Raw genomic sequence first — 16,521 nt, forward strand, 5'->3', positions numbered from 1 at the left:
AAATAACATGACTGAACAAGTACAAGATGAAAACAAACTGATTGCCGAGCGTCGTGCCAAGCTAGACAGCATTCGCCCGAACTGCAGCGCGAATGCTCACCCTAATACGTTCCGTCGCACCCATAAAGCGGCAGAGTTGCAGGAAAAATACGGTCAAAATACTAAGGAAGAACTCGAAGCCTTAGGTTTTAGAACCAGCATCGCTGGCCGTATCATGGCAAAACGTGGCCCATTCCTAGTGATCCAAGACGTGTCTGGTCGTATCCAAGCTTACGCTGAAAAGGGCGTTCAAGCGGATCTGAAAGATCGTTACCAAGGTTTGGATATCGGTGACATCATCGGCGTGACTGGTCAGTTGCACTTGTCTGGTAAAGGCGATCTGTACGTCAACATGGAAGAGTACCAACTGCTGACTAAAGCACTACGTCCTCTGCCAGAAAAATTCCACGGCTTAACAGATCAAGAAACCCGTTACCGCCAACGTTATGTTGACTTAATCGTTAACGAAGAATCTCGTCAAGCCTTCGTAATGCGTTCAAAAGTGGTTGCAGCTATCCGTAACTTCATGATCAAAAAAGAGTTCATGGAAGTTGAAACCCCAATGATGCACGTGATCCCAGGCGGCGCTTCTGCCCGTCCATTTATCACGCACCACAATGCGCTGGACATGCCTATGTACCTGCGTATCGCGCCAGAGTTATACCTCAAGCGTTTAGTGGTGGGTGGTTTTGAGCGTGTGTTCGAAATCAATCGTAACTTCCGTAACGAAGGTCTGTCACCACGTCATAACCCAGAATTCACTATGATGGAATTCTATATGGCCTATGCTGACTACCAAGATCTGATGGACTTAACCGAAGAATTGTTAAGCTCAATTGCAATCGAACTCTTAGGTAGCGCGCAAATGCCATATGGCGAGCATACTGTTGATTTCGGTGGTCCTTATGCCCGTTTAAGCATGCTAGAAGCGATTCAGAAGTACAATCCTGATAACGCGACTATCCAGGCCATGACCTACGAGCAAGTGAAAGATCTTGAATTTATGCGTGAACTGGCTATCAGCCTTGGCATCAAGATTGAGAAGTTCTGGACCTGTGGTCAGCTATTAGAAGAAATCTTCGGTGAAACCGCTGAATGGCAGTTAATGCAACCGACTTTCATCACTGGCTACCCAGCGGACATTTCGCCACTGGCACGTCGTAACGATGACAACCACTTTATTACCGACCGTTTTGAATTCTTCATCGGTGGCCGTGAAGTAGCTAACGGCTTCAGCGAGTTAAATGATGCGCAGGATCAAGACAGCCGCTTTAAAGCGCAGGTTGATGCCAAAGACGCGGGTGACGATGAAGCCATGTTCTACGATGCGGACTACATCACTGCACTGGAACACGGTTTACCACCAACAGCAGGTCAAGGTATCGGTATCGACCGTTTAGTGATGCTATTCACTAACACTCACACTATCCGTGATGTGATCCTATTCCCAGCGATGCGCCCACAGGCTTAATTGCTGTATCGGGTTGCAGATAAAACCTGCGACCCAATGGCATTGGATGAATTTAAAAAACCAGCCTTTTGGCTGGTTTTTTTATGGATGTAATGCAAAAGTGAGCAATAGCTATTTTGCCAGTTTACATTCTTGAACGTTTTTCATGCCTTCGGTATCAGAGACTGCTTTTAGTCCTGCACCACCAACAAAAACGCCCATTTTGATATATTGCTCGAAGAAGTAATTTTTCCCCCCTTCGGTTTTCACTGTTAAATCATTTTCGCTGAATTCAGATTCGGTCGATAACTTCTGCTCACCAGGGGCAACTTCTTTATAGAAGTAAACTTTGTTGGCTGACTCACCAATTAGATTACCGTTAATGTAGATATTTTTCTTTAGTGCTTGTCCAGCAAAGCTATTACGGTAAACATAGATACCGCTTTTATTGTCAGCTGGTTTTTGGAATGTTTTTAACTTGGCATCTTCTTCTTGCGATGCCATTGGCACTGAAGCGCAACCAGTAAGAAATAGGCAAACAGCTAACATGGGGGTAAGTAGTTTTTTTAACATCATCAATCCCTAATTTAATAGTAATCAAAGGCAAGTGAAGTCCACTTTCGGCATAAATAACGACCGATAAGCTCTGTACAAATTTCAGTTATCAAGGAAGGGGCGGGAGATGTATAAAAAATATCATCCTGACATTCACCTTATTAAACTGACTAAATTTTGGTCTAAAACTGCTTTTTAATCAGCATGCTAAAGTGTTCTATCCTTGATGTGGCGCAATATAACTTAAATGGTATCTTTGGGCTATGTATTTGTAATTCAAATTAGGTAAATGTTTCGCGTATGATCGATATTTGTGATTGGCTTCATTGTGTGTTTCATTTTTGATTTTTAAAGTGGCTTTTACTTCTTCTTGATTAGGTTTGTAAATCAGTGATTGAGTTGCCCATATCAATATCGCTATTGATAAAATCGATACGAAATGATATGAGCAACTTATTTAGCGATGACTTATTGATAAGCGCCGCTGGCATAATGTAGCTCGTAACTATGGCTATAGATTTCGAGAATGTTGCCAAAGGGATCTTCCATATAGATCATGCGGTACGGCTTTTCGCCTGGATAGTAATATCTTGGTGCCTTCATCCGTTTCTTCCCACCAGCGGCGACAATTTTTTCAGCTAACTCTTCAAGGTTTGGATCTTGAACACAAAAATGGAATACGCCTGTTTTCCAATATTCAAAGTTGTTCTCTGGGTTTACTTGATTAGCAAATTGGAATAATTCGACGCCAATTCTGTCGCCTGTTGATAAATGGGCAATTTTAAAAGATCCCCAATTCGGGCCAAATACATCGGTACACATTTCACCAATCGCCGAATTATCCTCGATGATTTCTGTGGGCTGCATAATCAAATACCAGCCGAGTACCTCAGTGTAAAACTTCACTGCGGCATCGAGGTCGGGCACAGAAATACCAATATGCGAAAAAGTACGTGGATACGGTTTCATATTAACTCCTTACTGAAAATGGAATAAGCGCCAATGGAGCTGAACCATCACCGCCTCATTTTGTATAGGGTTAGTTTATGGCGTTGTATTGAATATTAAAAATTATCATTTATTCTTATTTTGATAATTTATAGTTATGATTTGATGAGTGCTTGATTCGGGAATGCTTATGCTTAATCAACAATGGTTAGCCACGTTCGTCACCTTAGTTGAGGTAGGACATTTTACTCATACTGCCAATAAGCTGTTTATGACTCAGCCGGGAGTTAGCCAACATATTAAAAAGCTTGAAGAACAAGTTGGTGTGCACCTATTGCTTAGAAAAGGTAAGCGGTTTGAGTTAACGGAGGCGGGAGCCATTCTCTATCAACATGCTAGACAATATCAGCTAGCTGAAACAGAGTTGCTAGCGCGCTTGCAAACGGATAATACCTATGTTGGCGAGTGTCGTTTTGGCTGTTCTGGGGCGATTGCGAGTTTACTCTATCCCCATTTTCTTGAGCGCCAAATCCAGTATCCTGAGCTTTGCGTGAAGATAGAGGCGGCGCCCAATCAGCGAATCGTATCTGGCATTTTAACTAACCAGCTCGATATGGGCATAGTGACAAAACGAGGAGAGGAGGCCGATCTCACATATCAAGCCTTAGGTTATGCTGAGTTATCTTTGGTGCTCCCAAGCCAATATCTGGTTGATAAGATTGGCATTGAACTCCTTGAACAAATTGGCTTTATCGATCATCCTGATGGTGACTATTACCTCCAGCAAGTATTGCAGGCCAATTTTGGTGGGAGAGCGCCAATGGTTAATTCCCGCACTGGATCGCCAGTCAAAGCGCATACCATGGCTTTTACCCATCACATCCGTCGCACGGGTTATGTTAACCAACTGAGTCAAATTCTGCTGCCCGTTGCTAAAGGGCTGGGTTTTACAGTACTTCCCTTAAGTACGGTCAACGCCTTTATGCCAAGGGAGAGTCTATGGGCCGTTGATCTTGAACAAAAAGTGCAGGAGTCTTTATATTTGGTGCACAAAAGCACTCGACCTTTGCCATCACGCTTTGACGCTTTTATCGAGATGGCGGCTCGCTTGATTGCTAATTAATACTGAAGCAATAATCTTGAGTAATCATGGTTTTTTAGTTTATTACTCTATTTTTATCGGTATTTTAGGTTTATGCGTTTGTTTCTTTGGTGTTTTTTTGATTGTTGGTACTTTTGCTGTCAAGTGTTTTGGAGCCAAAAACGAAGATATTCTTATAAATTTTGCTTAAAAAGTGCTGATATTGCTGATAAAAGTGGTGTTCTGTTCTATTCCTTTCACCATATACCTCTTATACTTAGCCTCAATCCTGTGCCGTAGCACATTCGACTTATTAACGACTCAGTGACATCTACATGAAGATCTCTTATCTGCTTGGTAGTTTTATTTTGGTATGCAGCAGTTTAACTGTTGCCGCGACAGCGCATTCAGCCGATTCGGCCTCTGTCACTACAAAAAGCACCGCCACTAAAGCAACAACTCCTAAAAAAGCTCATACGAAGCAAGAAGTTGCGGCCAATAGTGCACTGGTGGTTGATCTTAAAACCAATGAAATTCTCTATTCCAGTAATCCCGATGCGGTGAGGCCCATCGCCTCGGTGACTAAACTGATGACAGCCATGGTGACCTTAGACGCTAAGTTGCCGATGGATGAAAAGCTCACCATCAATATCAAGGATACTAAGGAAATGCGCGGTGTATATTCTCGGGTGCGCATAGGTAGCGAAATTAGCCGTAAAGAGATGTTATTGCTGACATTAATGTCATCTGAAAACCGTGCAGCCGCAAGTCTTGCCCACCATTATCCCGGTGGGCATAAAGCTTTTATTAAGGCGATGAATGCTAAAGCCAAAGCCTTAGGGATGAAAAATAGCCGCTTTGTTGAGCCTACAGGGCTATCGGCGAAAAACGTATCCAGTGCGCGTGATTTAGTGGTGTTACTCAAGGCCAGCCAAGGCTATCCCATGTTAGGCCAGTTAAGCTCTACCGAAAAGAAAACCGTAACCTTTGGTAAGCCAAAGTACAGCCTCGATTTTAGAAATACTAACCGATTGGTTTATAAAGATAATTGGGATATTCACCTCACCAAAACTGGCTTTACCAATGCAGCTGGCCATTGTCTTGTGATGCGTACTGAAATGGCCAAGCGTAAAGTGGCTTTTGTGGTGCTTGATGCCAAGGGCAAATATACCCACATGGCCGATGCCAACCGTTTACGCAACTGGCTAGAAACGGGTAAAGTTACGCCGATCCCTGCAGATGCTAAGCAATATAAAAAGCAGCGCAGTCAGCAGCAATTGGCTAAGGTCAGCGAGACCTAAGATTTAAGACTTCCTTTGACAATCATTGAATAAATAGGCCAGAAGCGATTCTGGCTTTTTTAGTCCATGTGGCATCCACTTGGTAAAGGATGATTAATGACATTCAACACAACCATCAATTGACCCACATAAGGGTGCTTTGTGAGTTGATTGGCCGTATCATTGGAAGGTTTTTCCCCCATGGATGATATACGTGTGGCGTTAGTATTTAAAAAACTCCAACTGATTTATGTGCCTTTTCTATTACTTAGTCTGTTATTTGTCTCAGGTTACAGCTTGCTGCACTGGTTGTTGCTGATCAAGCTGCAACTGGTGAGTATTGATGAATCCCTTGTTAACTTTTGGCTGCCGATGCTATTGCCTTGGCCCTTGTTGTTTTTCTATTTAAGACCAAGGCTTAAGTTATGCCACTTTACTAAAAGTAATAGCCGCTTTATTTATCTATTGATTGCTTCGCTGTTACTGGCGGTGCCAACTATAGTGGCGCAGGAGTACCTAAATAGCGCAACCGGTAAGTTGACACAGCTTGATTCGATCAACGAGTTATCACTACAGCCACAGACCAAGTATTACCAATTAAAACAGTTTTATATCGATAAAAAGTACATAGGCGTACAGCGTAATATTGAGCCAGTGGGAAAGGGTAATAATGAGCTACAAATGAGTCTGTATGTTGCCATGCCGATTTTTGCCAGTCGCAGTGAGAGTTGGCGGGAAGGGGCAAAGGGCATAGCTTGGTATGGTAAGCACTATCAGCAGACGATTAGCCATAAACTCGAAAAACATGAAAAAGAATCACTATATCAGGAGTTTATTCATCAAATTCAGCAAGAGTTTAATGGGTTTAATCCCGATGATTTTGTCTATTTTGAGCGTATAGGCCCTTCTAGTCGTTACACTCAACTATTAATGGCTGCTCAAAAAAGCACTGTGTACCATGACGCCTATCAAACGATCTTAATGCCAGTGAATCAGCCTTTTGAAGCACGTAATGGGCATAAACTGGCTTGGATGCTGGGATGGTTAAGCTTTGGCGCTATTCTCTGGTTGTTGATGAGTCTAATGTTAACATTGGATGGCACTCAACTAGCACCAAAAGCCCTCGCTGCGAAGTTAACAACGGCCGAACCCAAGGCTGAGTTTTATGCTTTTTTAGCTGAATTTAAACCTAGGGTTGGCTTTGTGATCACGCCCATTTTGCTCTTGAGCAAGGTCCTGATATTTATGTTGATGGTGTTTGCGAGCCATCACTTTATTACCTTACCTAATAGCGTGTTACTCGACTGGGGAGCTAACCTGCGTCAACTGGTGCTTGACCAGCAAGTCTGGCGTTTAATCAGCAATGTGTTTTTACATGGCGGTTTAATGCATCTGATTTTTAACCTCTATGGGCTATTTTTTGCGGGCATTTTTTTAGAACCGTTACTCGGCAAATGGCGTTTACTTGGGGTTTATCTGATGAGTGGTCTAGCAGCGAGCATTGCCAGTATTAGTTGGTACGAGGCGACCATTAGCATCGGCGCCTCGGGTGCCATTATGGGATTATTTGGCGTGTTGATCATGTGGATTTGGATGGGGTCCCTGCCCTTAGCCACCCATATGCTGCTGGCATTACATCTCACACTGTTCGTATCCGCAAGCTTAGTGATGGGGCTATTGGGCGGTGTGGATAATGCGGCGCATCTAGGTGGTTTAGGGAGTGGTTTGTTATTGGGATGCGTTTTACGGCCAATAGCGCTGAATCAAATGAATAAAAAGCCGAGGTAAAACCTCGGCTCAGTTGTGTACTCATTGTGTTTATGCATGCTCAAACATCAAAAATAGATACACGATAAACAGTACTAAATGGGTCGCACCATGTAATGCATTAGTGCGGCCGCTACTAAAGCTTACTTTGCAGACCATTAAAGTGGTGGCTAGCAGTACCATATCCGCCGCCGATAAGCCTAAATGCACCTCTTGATTTATGACACTACCTACAATCAACACGGCAGGTACTGTGAGCGCAATCGTGGCTAGCACTGAGCCAAAATACAGATTCATCGCCCGCTGAAGTTGATTGTTAAGTGCAGCCTTAAAACCACCGACAGCCTCGGGGGATAAGATCAAACAGGCAACAACAAAACCGCCAAGTGCTGGCGGCGCACCGAGGGACGCGACACTGTAATTAATGGGCATGGCTAAGGTTTTTGCCAGCAAAATTACCACCAACAAGTAACCAATCAACAGTAAGGTATGGTAGATATTGCTGCGCAATATGCCGTGGTGCTCTTCGTGATCTTCATTATCGGCATCAACAAAGAAGTGGCTGTGGCTCTTGGTTTGGACCACTAAAAAGATGCCATAGAGCAAAATCGAAATAATGATCAGCATCCAAGACATTGGCTTTGACATACCACCGACAGTGCCACCCTCGGTAAAATTCGGTAACACTAAACAGAGTAGGGCAAGGGGAATGATCGCCACTAAATAGGATTTAACTCCATCTAAGTTGAAGTGTTGGGTATGATAGCGCCAACCGCCCAGCAGTAGGGTGAATCCCACTAACCCGTTGGTAATAATCATGACTACGGCAAACATAGTATCCCGAGCCATGACTGGGTTGGGTTCGCCAGTTAACATTACCGAGGAAATCATCACCACTTCGAGTGAAATGACCGACAGGGTTAAAATTAAGGTGCCATAGGGGTCACCCAGTTTTATCGCAAGGGCGTCAGAGTGCCGCACCACGGAAAAAATAGCCCAAGTCACTACGCCTAAGAGGGCGAGAGAGACGGGAATGTAGGTTGATAGTGCGGTGCCATCGGCCAGTAAACTATCACCGCCCGTCTTAAAGAATACTAAGGTGAGTATTCCGAGTAGTAGGGCAAATTCGTCTTTGATAAATGTCTTCATAGGCAGTTGATCCAAAGCGGAAAAAGGCCGTTAGTATAGACATTGGTTATGACACACTTTGCATGAATTTTCCTTTAGATTTTGGGTTGGGAATAAATGTTTGAGCTTGATCACTTTTTATTCAAAACCCATTTCTCTGGCTAATCCCTTGGATTGCGCGGTCTTTACGAGCAATTTCAGCTTAACGCAATTGCTTTATCCATGGTGCTCGGTATTAATTAACTTGCCGAGTTGGTCAAAGTGGTTCCAATCCCCCGCTTGGCGATCGGCAAGATAACTGCCTTCACTGCGTTTTTCGCCATTAGGCCAAAATTGTTGCCATAAACCTTCCTTGCGATCCTTCAGATAAGTGCCTTGCTCGGCGAGTTTGCCATTGGCATGGTAGTAACTGGCCTCACCTTCTTTTTGGCCTTTTTGCCAGGTTTCAACACGTTGTGGTTTACCATTTTGGTGGTATTCCTTGAGTTCGCCATCAAGCAGCCCTTTGCTGTATTGGGCTTCACGTTTTAGCTGGCTATTGCTGTAATACTCTTTACTAGTGCCATGCTGTTGATTATCCAAAAACTCGCTACTGCTGGCTAAAATACCGTCCTCATACCAGCTTTCCCACAATCCGGTTTGTTGTCCCTTATCCAGAGTACCGCTGAGTTTAAGTTGGCCATTATTGGGATAATATTCGGCATAGGAGCCAGTTTTTTCATTATTATCATAGGTTTCTAACCTATAAACCACTTGCTTAAAACTGTAGTATTCGCGGGTGCCGTGGCGTTTATTATCTTTCCTGTAGGTTTTTTGGCTAACATTACCCTCAGGGATCACGCCATAGGTTGGGTCCTTGTCTTCGTAGCGATAATCGGTCCAAAGCCCAGTCTTTTGGTCATCCTGATAGTGGCCCGTGACGCGGCGGCGACCTTGGTAGTATTCGACGTAATCGCCATTAAGTTTACCCTGTTCAAAGGTTTGCTCTTTTTGCTTAAGGCCTGAAGCATATTGGATCCAAAGCCCTTGCTTTAAGCCTTCTTTGTAATCGCCTTCTTCATTGAGATCGCCATTGTAGTACCAGCGGCTAACACGGCCGTCGAGGGGATAGCTACTGCTGTTATCCGCCTTGCTGCGGGCGTAGTGGGCAAGTTCTCTGGGTTGACCATTGTCATAAAAGGACTCATATTTGCCGACCCAAGCACCTTCGATGCGCTCGCCGCGCTCATTGACTGAGCCATCTTCGTAAAAGGATTCAGAGCGGCCAGTCAGTTTGCCATTCACATAGACATCTAAACTGTGCAACTGGCCATTGGTATGGTAGCGACGAAATTCACCGTCACGTTGGCCTTGTTTCCACACTTCTGCGGTTTGCAATTTGCCACCGTTATAGCGCTCAAATAATCCATCCTTTAAGCCCATGTTATAGCTGCTTTTTTCGATGATGTTGCCATCAGCGTCATAACGTTCTGAGGGACCATGTAGGGGATACTGGCCGTTATCGGCCTGTTGGGAATCATGGTAGGTTCGCAGTTCTTTAAGTTGGCCATTAGGGTGAAAGTACTTTTGCACACCCGCGAGCATATCCTGCTTATAGTACAAATCGCTGGTCAGAACGCCTTCAAGGCTAAAGTATTGCTGACGCCCATCTAACATATCATTGAGGTACAGCTCTTCGACTTGGAGTTTGCCAAGTTCATTAAATTGCTGGCACTTACCGTGGCGTTGTCCCGCTTGATATTGGCATAGGCTCGCCAGTTCACCACTAGGGTAAAAGGTGCGTTCTTCACCCTCGAGTTTATCAAGATTAAATTGGCTGGCACTGGCTTTTTTGCCGTCGTCGAAAAAGGTTTCCCATAACCCTTGGCGGCGGCCGTCGGCATCAAAACGGCCGCTTACGACCACTTGGCCTGCGGGATTTTGTTCAAGATAGGGGCCGGTGAGTTGGTTATTGGCGTAGGTTTGGCTCTGGGAGAGGGTGCTGTTTTCATAAAAGCTTTCCCATTTACCGTGGCGCAGGTTATCAAGATAACTTTCTTGCGCCTGCAATTTACCGCTAGGGAAGAAACGTTTTACTTGGGATTTTTGACCATTTTGATAGACAGTGCTTTGGGTAACATGGCCTGTGGCGCTAAATTCTTTCCATTCGCCAACGGGGACGCCTTTGGCAAATTGTTGCTCTTCGGTCATCATGCCATCTAAATCGAACAGTCGCCATGTGCCATCTTGGTAGCCCTGTTGGTAGTTACCTTCAACGATTCTGCTGTTATTAGTATGAAATACTTGCCATTTCCCATTGGGTATTCCCTGAGAAAATTGCCCTAAGGTATAGCCTTGGTTATCGCGAACGATGGCAATATCACCATTTAGCGGCATGCCAGTAGCCAGATTGTAATAGCTGGGGATGCCATCCTGCTGACGGATTTCGACCATCATGGAAGACAGATTTTGCGCTGCCTGTACATGGACACTGGTTAAGCTGGCTCCCGCAATCGCGAGGCTGATAAAGCGAAATGGCGTATTATTCATGCTGATCCTTTGCTCTGGGTCTTAAGGGCGCGCCGTTTGCGGCCTATATAAGAGTCCTAATTTTTTTGCTGTTGAGTTTATCTGTCGGGCCGTGCACTTATATACAGTGATACAGTGCACGGCGCCAAGGTTTACGTTAAGCGATTAAGCGAACATGCTTAGGCTAAAACATCGGGAAATCAGAGTCACTGGTCACCACTGGCGGCGGTGTTTCCTGATTTAAAAACTGTCCATGATCGTAGCTATTAATCACCTCTATCCAGCCATGCTCCTCAAACTCGTATTGCTTACCATGAAGCCTGCCCTGCTCGTCATAATTGGCGATTTGGAGCACATAGTCCTCAGATGAGCGCAGTTCCCAATGGCCGACTTGTTTACCTTGATCAAAGCGACCATACCAATAACGTCTTTCAGGGTTAGGTATTGGGCGAAAACCGTACTCACCATCGGTAAATATCCAATCGCCATCCTGTTGGCCATTGCGGTATTCGCCTTTTTCATACAATTGACCATTGTTGGCGTAACGTTGCACTAATCCATCGGGGTTGCCATGGTTAAAATTTATTAATTCAAGCAGTTGCCCTGAACTTGTCTGATTACGAAACTCGCCATGGAGTTCTCCATTGTCATCATAGCTAAAGGTGAGGCTGGCATCCTCTTGCTGTTTCTTCCATTTGCCCGAGGGCTTGTCATTGGTATATTGACCCTGCTCAGCCACCCAACGCTTACCGGTTTCATGGTCGAATTTCACCATTTCATAGGCGCCTTCACGCTTGCCTGCGTTAAAATGCTCGCGGGTGATAACGTCTGTACCACTGCGGCTCTTGACGGATTCCACATACAAGCCAGTTAATTTTTTATCGAGTTCCTCGCGACGATTCACTAATTCGCCTTGCTCGTAGTCTTCGCTAAGTGACCAGTTTTTGAGTAGGTCGTTTTCTGTGCTCTCAATCAGTTGACCCTTGCTAAAGCGCTGCTGCTTACGATAAACCCAGCGATTACCTTGGTATTTGCTGTCGGTGGTTTTTTTAATTTGCCCTTGTTCATCGTATTCGATGGCTTGGAGCGCATCACCTTTATCGTTAGTCACTTCCTTTAATTGGATTTGGCCATTTTCATAGTAAGTCAGTTGCTCACCGACCTTATAATCAGCTTGATATTGGAAATGGTGTTTGACTTTGCCATTGTCAAAATATGCAAAATAGTCACCGTGCCTTTTGTCTTTAACGTACTCTTGGGTCGAGATGACTTGCCCATTTAGGCCCCAAGTGGTCTCGGTACCTTGCAATAGACCATCAACGCGATGTTCTTCACGGTTAAGTTTGCCAAGATTAAAATATTGGCTCACACAGGTCGGGTCATTACAGATTTTGGCGGTGATTTCACCTTCTGGGCCAAAATGTTCGCTGATGCCGACTTCTTGGCCATCTTTAAAGGTGGTTTTATAGCGGATATTGCCACCATTCCAATAACCCGTTTCGAGGCCTTGTTTCACACCATTTTCATAGTGCGACTCACTATATAATTGGCCGGTGGCAATGTATTTTTTAAGCAAGCCATGAAGTTGGCCTTGTTCGTTACGAAAGCCTTGTTCGTACGGCTTGCCATCCTCAAAATAACATTGATAAGCATCGCGGAATTGTTCGCTGGTGAGTGTTTTACCTATGTTGTTATCGGCGAGGGCACTGGCGCAAAAAAGCATATCTTTGTTTTTGTAATAAACCTCAGCCTTATAATGGCCGTCGATCACTTCGGTCGATTGTTTTAGATAGTACTGAGCCTGTTTTTCATCTTTGACAACCTTCCAATGGGCATCGAGTAACACCTTTTGCGCATTGGCATGGGTGCTGGTAAGTACGAGTGCTCCTAGGAGCAGTTTTACAGTAAATGGACGCATAACCGCTCCTTAAGGCAAAGGTTTAAAGGTGAATTCATAGGGGATATCGACGCTTTCTTTGGCTATCGTCATATAACTCACCTTGGCGGCGGGGCCAGTGACACTTAAATAGCGGCCATCGATTAGCACCTCGTTAATCCGCTGCTGAGTATTTTCGGGGAGTCGAATGGTTAACAGATTGCCTTGGGCATCTTCGACCTTAAAGTAATTGTTAAGATCGCTGCTCGGCTCATTGCCATATCCGGTTTGCGTCAGCCAAGACTGTAAATCGATTAACCAAGGGCGGTCTGTCGCGGCCAGTTCTAAAGGCTGCCAATGGATATCACCTTGGCAACGGATCTTACCCTTGATCTGCTTATCGTAGAAAAACTGCCGCACATGATCCGGAGTCATCAACATATAGGCACTGCCGTTTAGGCCATTGGGATCAAACTGCCAAGTGACTGGGTTTTTACCCTCATTAAAACCTTGTTCTATTTCAGGTTTACAGGCAGTTGCCAAAGCCGCTGACATGGGAATATACAGATTATGACCATTATCAGTCACAGGTTTTATCCCTTGGGTCGTATTGACTTCATTTTTAGTGGTATCTAGCGTCGGATTGGTGAAGCTACCTAGGCTAGTGCTGCCAAACTCGCTGGGAGGGTTTGCCAGATTTTTGTTGTATTCGGTAAATTGTACAAAGCGGATCGTCTTGGTTTGGGTTAACTCCGGCTGGGGTTGCTGCTCCATCAAGATGACCGTCTTGGGGATTTCATCCAGCTTGAGTAGCAGGGCGTTAGTGGTCAGATGATGGCTCTCATCGGCACCTATTAATTGCTCTAGCAGTTCCTTTTCCGTCGCCGCAAGCCATGTAGGATAATTACCCTCGCGACGAGCCTCCGCCATCATGCCTTTAAACTGTTGGAAAGGAAGATTAATACTCTGATTGTCACTCTGCTTCGATATGACTTTAAAGAGCTTTGCCTCGGCATCGAGCACTTGGATTGTTAGGCTGGCATCACCAAAGGTGTAGGGCTTTGATACCAGTTCATCCCACGACTTTTCGACGATCTTATTCGCCTGTGGGATAAGCGTTAGCTTGGCATTAATATGGTCTATCTGCTTGAGTTTATTCGCGGTGTTATCCCAACCTGTGGCAATAATATCGGTTGAAGACTCAATCGTGCGATTGTAATTCCTCGCCCAACCTTTGCCATGTTGCCAGAAGTGAATGTCAATCGGTTTACCGCTTGCATCATAGGCGCTTAAGTCTTCATAGCGCACATCGGCCTCCACATATTGCGGACTCATATTGTGGACAAAGCGCAATTGCAGATCTTCGGGGGTATCTGTGCCCCAAGGGCCAACATTATCTAAAATACCTTGCTGCTCAGGTAATAAGGATTTAATAAATGCCTCGTCATTAGGGCGATATTCCTGCGGTACATCGCTAATGCGGTACAGCTCTTTTTGCTGATCATCCCTATCGCGCTCAGCATCAAAGGTATCATCGGCATGCCATAACATGCCCATGATATAAGGCCTATCTTTAGGCGCCATCACGATACGATGGGTGAAGGTGCTGCCTTGGCGTTCTTCCCGTTGAAAAAACACCATGCTCTCTAACCAACCGGTTTTGCGGTTAAGTTCGAACTTACCATAGGCCTTATACTTGCCTTTTTCACCTTGTAAAACGGCGATCAACTTATCTTCACTGACCTGCTCAACCGTCCAAGTTAAGCGCCCATCCATGGGGGCGCTTATGCTATAACCGACGCGAGGCTCAAGCGCCACAGGCAAGGTTGGAGCTTGTTTAAACAAGTTATTAAGATTATGCCAGCGCTCAAATAACTCCTTGAGATCTTTTTGATCCATCTTGGCAATGGGGGTTAATTGACGGACTTCACCATTGTTAAACTCCACCTTAAAGCCATCTTTAACCAACTGAACGATTTCATTGGATTTGGCTCTAGGGTCGATATTACTCACCGGAATGGGTATGCCATAATCGCTAATTTGCAGCAGGTTAGGTTGGATAAAAAAGCGGGCGTTATGGGTTAATGGCGTGGTTAAGCTGGCCGCCTTGCTCTCTGCATCCTGTAATTGGTAATCCAGCAGCAATCGTGCCTGCAACACTTTGCGGGTTTCGAAACCATCATTAAGGTGTGAGGTGGAAATAATCTGATACTCACGCTCAGTGGGTATGCCAGCCGAGGTGGCAGAAACGCTATTATCGCAAGCGGTTAACAGCGTGAGCGTAGCAGTGATGCAAATTATCCTACATATCCCTATAGCCATCTGAACTCCATTGGCAATTTATGTTATTGAAATGTAAACTGATTCGTTTGTAAATTGGCGACATTATACACAAAAAAGCCCCTATGGAATAAAAAGCGCTCGGCAGAATAAAGCAAAGATTGCGGCAAGGAGAGCCGAGAATTATTAGGTTGATAACACAAGCAGATTGCCCTGATAAGCCCTTATCCTTTACGCTTAGTGACGCCGATAAATTACCCACAAGCTATGTAAACCTGTGGTTAGCTTGTTCAATGGAGAGAAAACGATGAGCTCAGATGATAAGCCAGAACTAACCACAGCACCTTCCCAAGCCATCCCGCAGGAAGCCTTTGATTGGTATGATGAGTATGCCCACGGGATCATCGACCGCCGTGAGTTTATGATGCGCCTCGCAGGTTTAGTGGCACTGGGTTTTACCCTCAGCACACTCACAGGCGCACTGATGCCTAACTATGCCTTAGCCGAACAAGTCTCCTTTAACGATCCCACAATCCAAGCCAGTTATGTGAAGTTTCCTTCCCCCGAAGGCTATGGCGAAGGGCGGGGTTATTTAGTCTTGCCAAGCGCGTTGCTGATCCCTGGCCAAAAGGCTGGCGATCCTAAGACCTTAGATCCCACTAAAAAAGCCCCCGTGGTGTTAGTGGTACACGAAAACCGTGGCCTTAATCCTTATATCGAAGATGTGGCCCGCCGCTTAGCGGCCAAGGGTTATATCGCCTTTGCCCCCGATGCGCTTTACAGCCTTGGTGGATATCCTGGTAATGATGATGCGGGCCGCGCCATGCAAGCGAGCCTCGATAGAGCCAAAATCGAGCAGGATTTTATCGCCGCCGCCCGCTTTTTAAAGTCGCACCCGCAGAGTAATGGCAAACTCGGTGCCGTCGGATTTTGCTTTGGTGGTTATATCGTCAATATGCTCGCCGCCATCATCCCGGACGAGCTTGCCGCAGGCGTGCCTTTTTATGGCACCCCAGCGGTCACTGAGCTACGCAGCCGAGTTAAAGGCCCGCTAATGTTACAATTTGCCGCTTTAGATCAACGGATTAACGATACATGGGCCGAGTATGAAGCCCAGCTAAAGGCCAATAAAGCCGATTACGCCGCTTATCTTTACCCGAATGTGAATCATGGTTTCCACAATGATTCCACCGCCCGTTATGATGAGCCAACGGCTGAGCTCGCATGGGCAAGAACCTTGGATTTCTTTGGCAAACATTTACTCGTATAAGCCCATTTTGCGCCATTGCGACGGTTGAAAAGCAGATGTTTCTTCCGTTGCCAACTTGTAGGTGATTCGTTGTTTTATGCGCGAATGGGATCAAAATACTTGCTATCAGTTCCCATCTCGCTAGAATGCCCGCTCGAATACCTTTAAGTAGAGGCGCGCTGCCTATGACTACTTGTGCGGAGGGTGATGCCGCAGATGTACAAGGAAAGGAGTCAGCGCCGAAGTAGCCAGGTCATCAAACCGAGCTGCTGGTTTTGCATCAAATAGGTGCAAGACTGCCATAGTCATCCACTATGGAGCGCTACCTGAAGGGGCTGAGGAGTATTACCTCCCTATAGG

The 16,521-nt window shown here is 45.4% G+C and carries 11 protein-coding genes and 1 riboswitch; of the genes, 5 read left to right on the plus strand and 6 right to left on the minus strand.

Annotated features, from left to right (window positions below):
* Positions 1 to 7 precede the first annotated feature (7 nt).
* Positions 8 to 1,510 carry a lysine--tRNA ligase gene (gene lysS / locus SO_RS04645; protein WP_011071261.1) on the plus strand — a complete coding sequence of 501 codons (1,503 nt, stop codon included), beginning with the start codon at positions 8 to 10 and terminating at the stop codon, positions 1,508 to 1,510.
* A 111-nt stretch (positions 1,511 to 1,621) separates the two neighbouring features.
* On the opposite strand, the gene SO_RS04650 is transcribed toward lysS, so the two are convergent.
* Entirely contained in the window at positions 1,622 to 2,062 is a 441-nt protein-coding gene (locus SO_RS04650; RefSeq protein WP_011071262.1) for a DUF2846 domain-containing protein, read from the minus strand.
* Positions 2,063 to 2,512: 450 nt separating this feature from the next.
* Complete coding sequence (locus SO_RS04655) at positions 2,513 to 3,013, minus strand: lactoylglutathione lyase family protein (RefSeq protein ID WP_011071263.1); 501 nt, start codon at positions 3,011 to 3,013, stop codon at positions 2,513 to 2,515.
* A gap of 169 nt (positions 3,014 to 3,182) precedes the next feature.
* Here SO_RS04655 and SO_RS04660 point away from each other — a divergent pair, with 169 nt between their 5' ends.
* From SO_RS04660 to SO_RS04670, 3 genes are all read left to right on the plus strand, one after another.
* A complete protein-coding gene (locus SO_RS04660; protein WP_011071264.1) occupies positions 3,183 to 4,115 on the plus strand; it encodes a LysR family transcriptional regulator in 933 nt (310 codons plus the stop codon).
* Between the two features lie 293 nt (positions 4,116 to 4,408).
* Positions 4,409 to 5,374 carry a D-alanyl-D-alanine endopeptidase gene (gene pbpG / locus SO_RS04665; protein ID WP_011071265.1) on the plus strand — a complete coding sequence of 322 codons (966 nt, stop codon included), beginning with the start codon at positions 4,409 to 4,411 and terminating at the stop codon, positions 5,372 to 5,374.
* 180 nt (positions 5,375 to 5,554) lie between these two features.
* The gene (locus SO_RS04670) at positions 5,555 to 7,141 is read left to right on the plus strand and encodes a rhomboid family intramembrane serine protease (protein WP_011071266.1); all 1,587 of its coding nucleotides are present in this window, start codon (positions 5,555 to 5,557) and stop codon (positions 7,139 to 7,141) included.
* Positions 7,142 to 7,171: 30 nt separating this feature from the next.
* On the opposite strand, the gene SO_RS04675 is transcribed toward SO_RS04670, so the two are convergent.
* The 4 genes from SO_RS04675 to SO_RS04690 form a co-directional block, all read right to left on the minus strand.
* Positions 7,172 to 8,269, minus strand: a complete 1,098-nt coding sequence (locus SO_RS04675; RefSeq protein WP_011071267.1) for a calcium:cation antiporter — start codon at positions 8,267 to 8,269, stop codon at positions 7,172 to 7,174.
* Between the two features lie 195 nt (positions 8,270 to 8,464).
* On the minus strand, positions 8,465 to 10,777 hold the full coding sequence (locus SO_RS04680) for a toxin-antitoxin system YwqK family antitoxin (protein WP_011071268.1): 2,313 nt from the start codon (positions 10,775 to 10,777) through the stop codon (positions 8,465 to 8,467).
* Between the two features lie 163 nt (positions 10,778 to 10,940).
* A complete protein-coding gene (locus tag SO_RS04685; RefSeq protein WP_011071269.1) occupies positions 10,941 to 12,674 on the minus strand; it encodes a toxin-antitoxin system YwqK family antitoxin in 1,734 nt (577 codons plus the stop codon).
* 9 nt (positions 12,675 to 12,683) lie between these two features.
* Positions 12,684 to 14,954 carry a hypothetical protein gene (locus SO_RS04690; RefSeq protein WP_011071270.1) on the minus strand — a complete coding sequence of 757 codons (2,271 nt, stop codon included), beginning with the start codon at positions 14,952 to 14,954 and terminating at the stop codon, positions 12,684 to 12,686.
* A gap of 265 nt (positions 14,955 to 15,219) precedes the next feature.
* Between SO_RS04690 and SO_RS04695 the strand changes: the two genes are divergently transcribed.
* Positions 15,220 to 16,182, plus strand: a complete 963-nt coding sequence (locus tag SO_RS04695) for a dienelactone hydrolase family protein (RefSeq protein ID WP_011071271.1) — start codon at positions 15,220 to 15,222, stop codon at positions 16,180 to 16,182.
* Between the two features lie 140 nt (positions 16,183 to 16,322).
* A riboswitch (Lysine riboswitch) is annotated at positions 16,323 to 16,494 on the plus strand.
* Positions 16,495 to 16,521 lie beyond the last annotated feature (27 nt).

The sequence above is a fragment of the Shewanella oneidensis MR-1 genome (assembly GCF_000146165.2).
Taxonomy (GTDB): domain Bacteria; phylum Pseudomonadota; class Gammaproteobacteria; order Enterobacterales; family Shewanellaceae; genus Shewanella; species Shewanella oneidensis.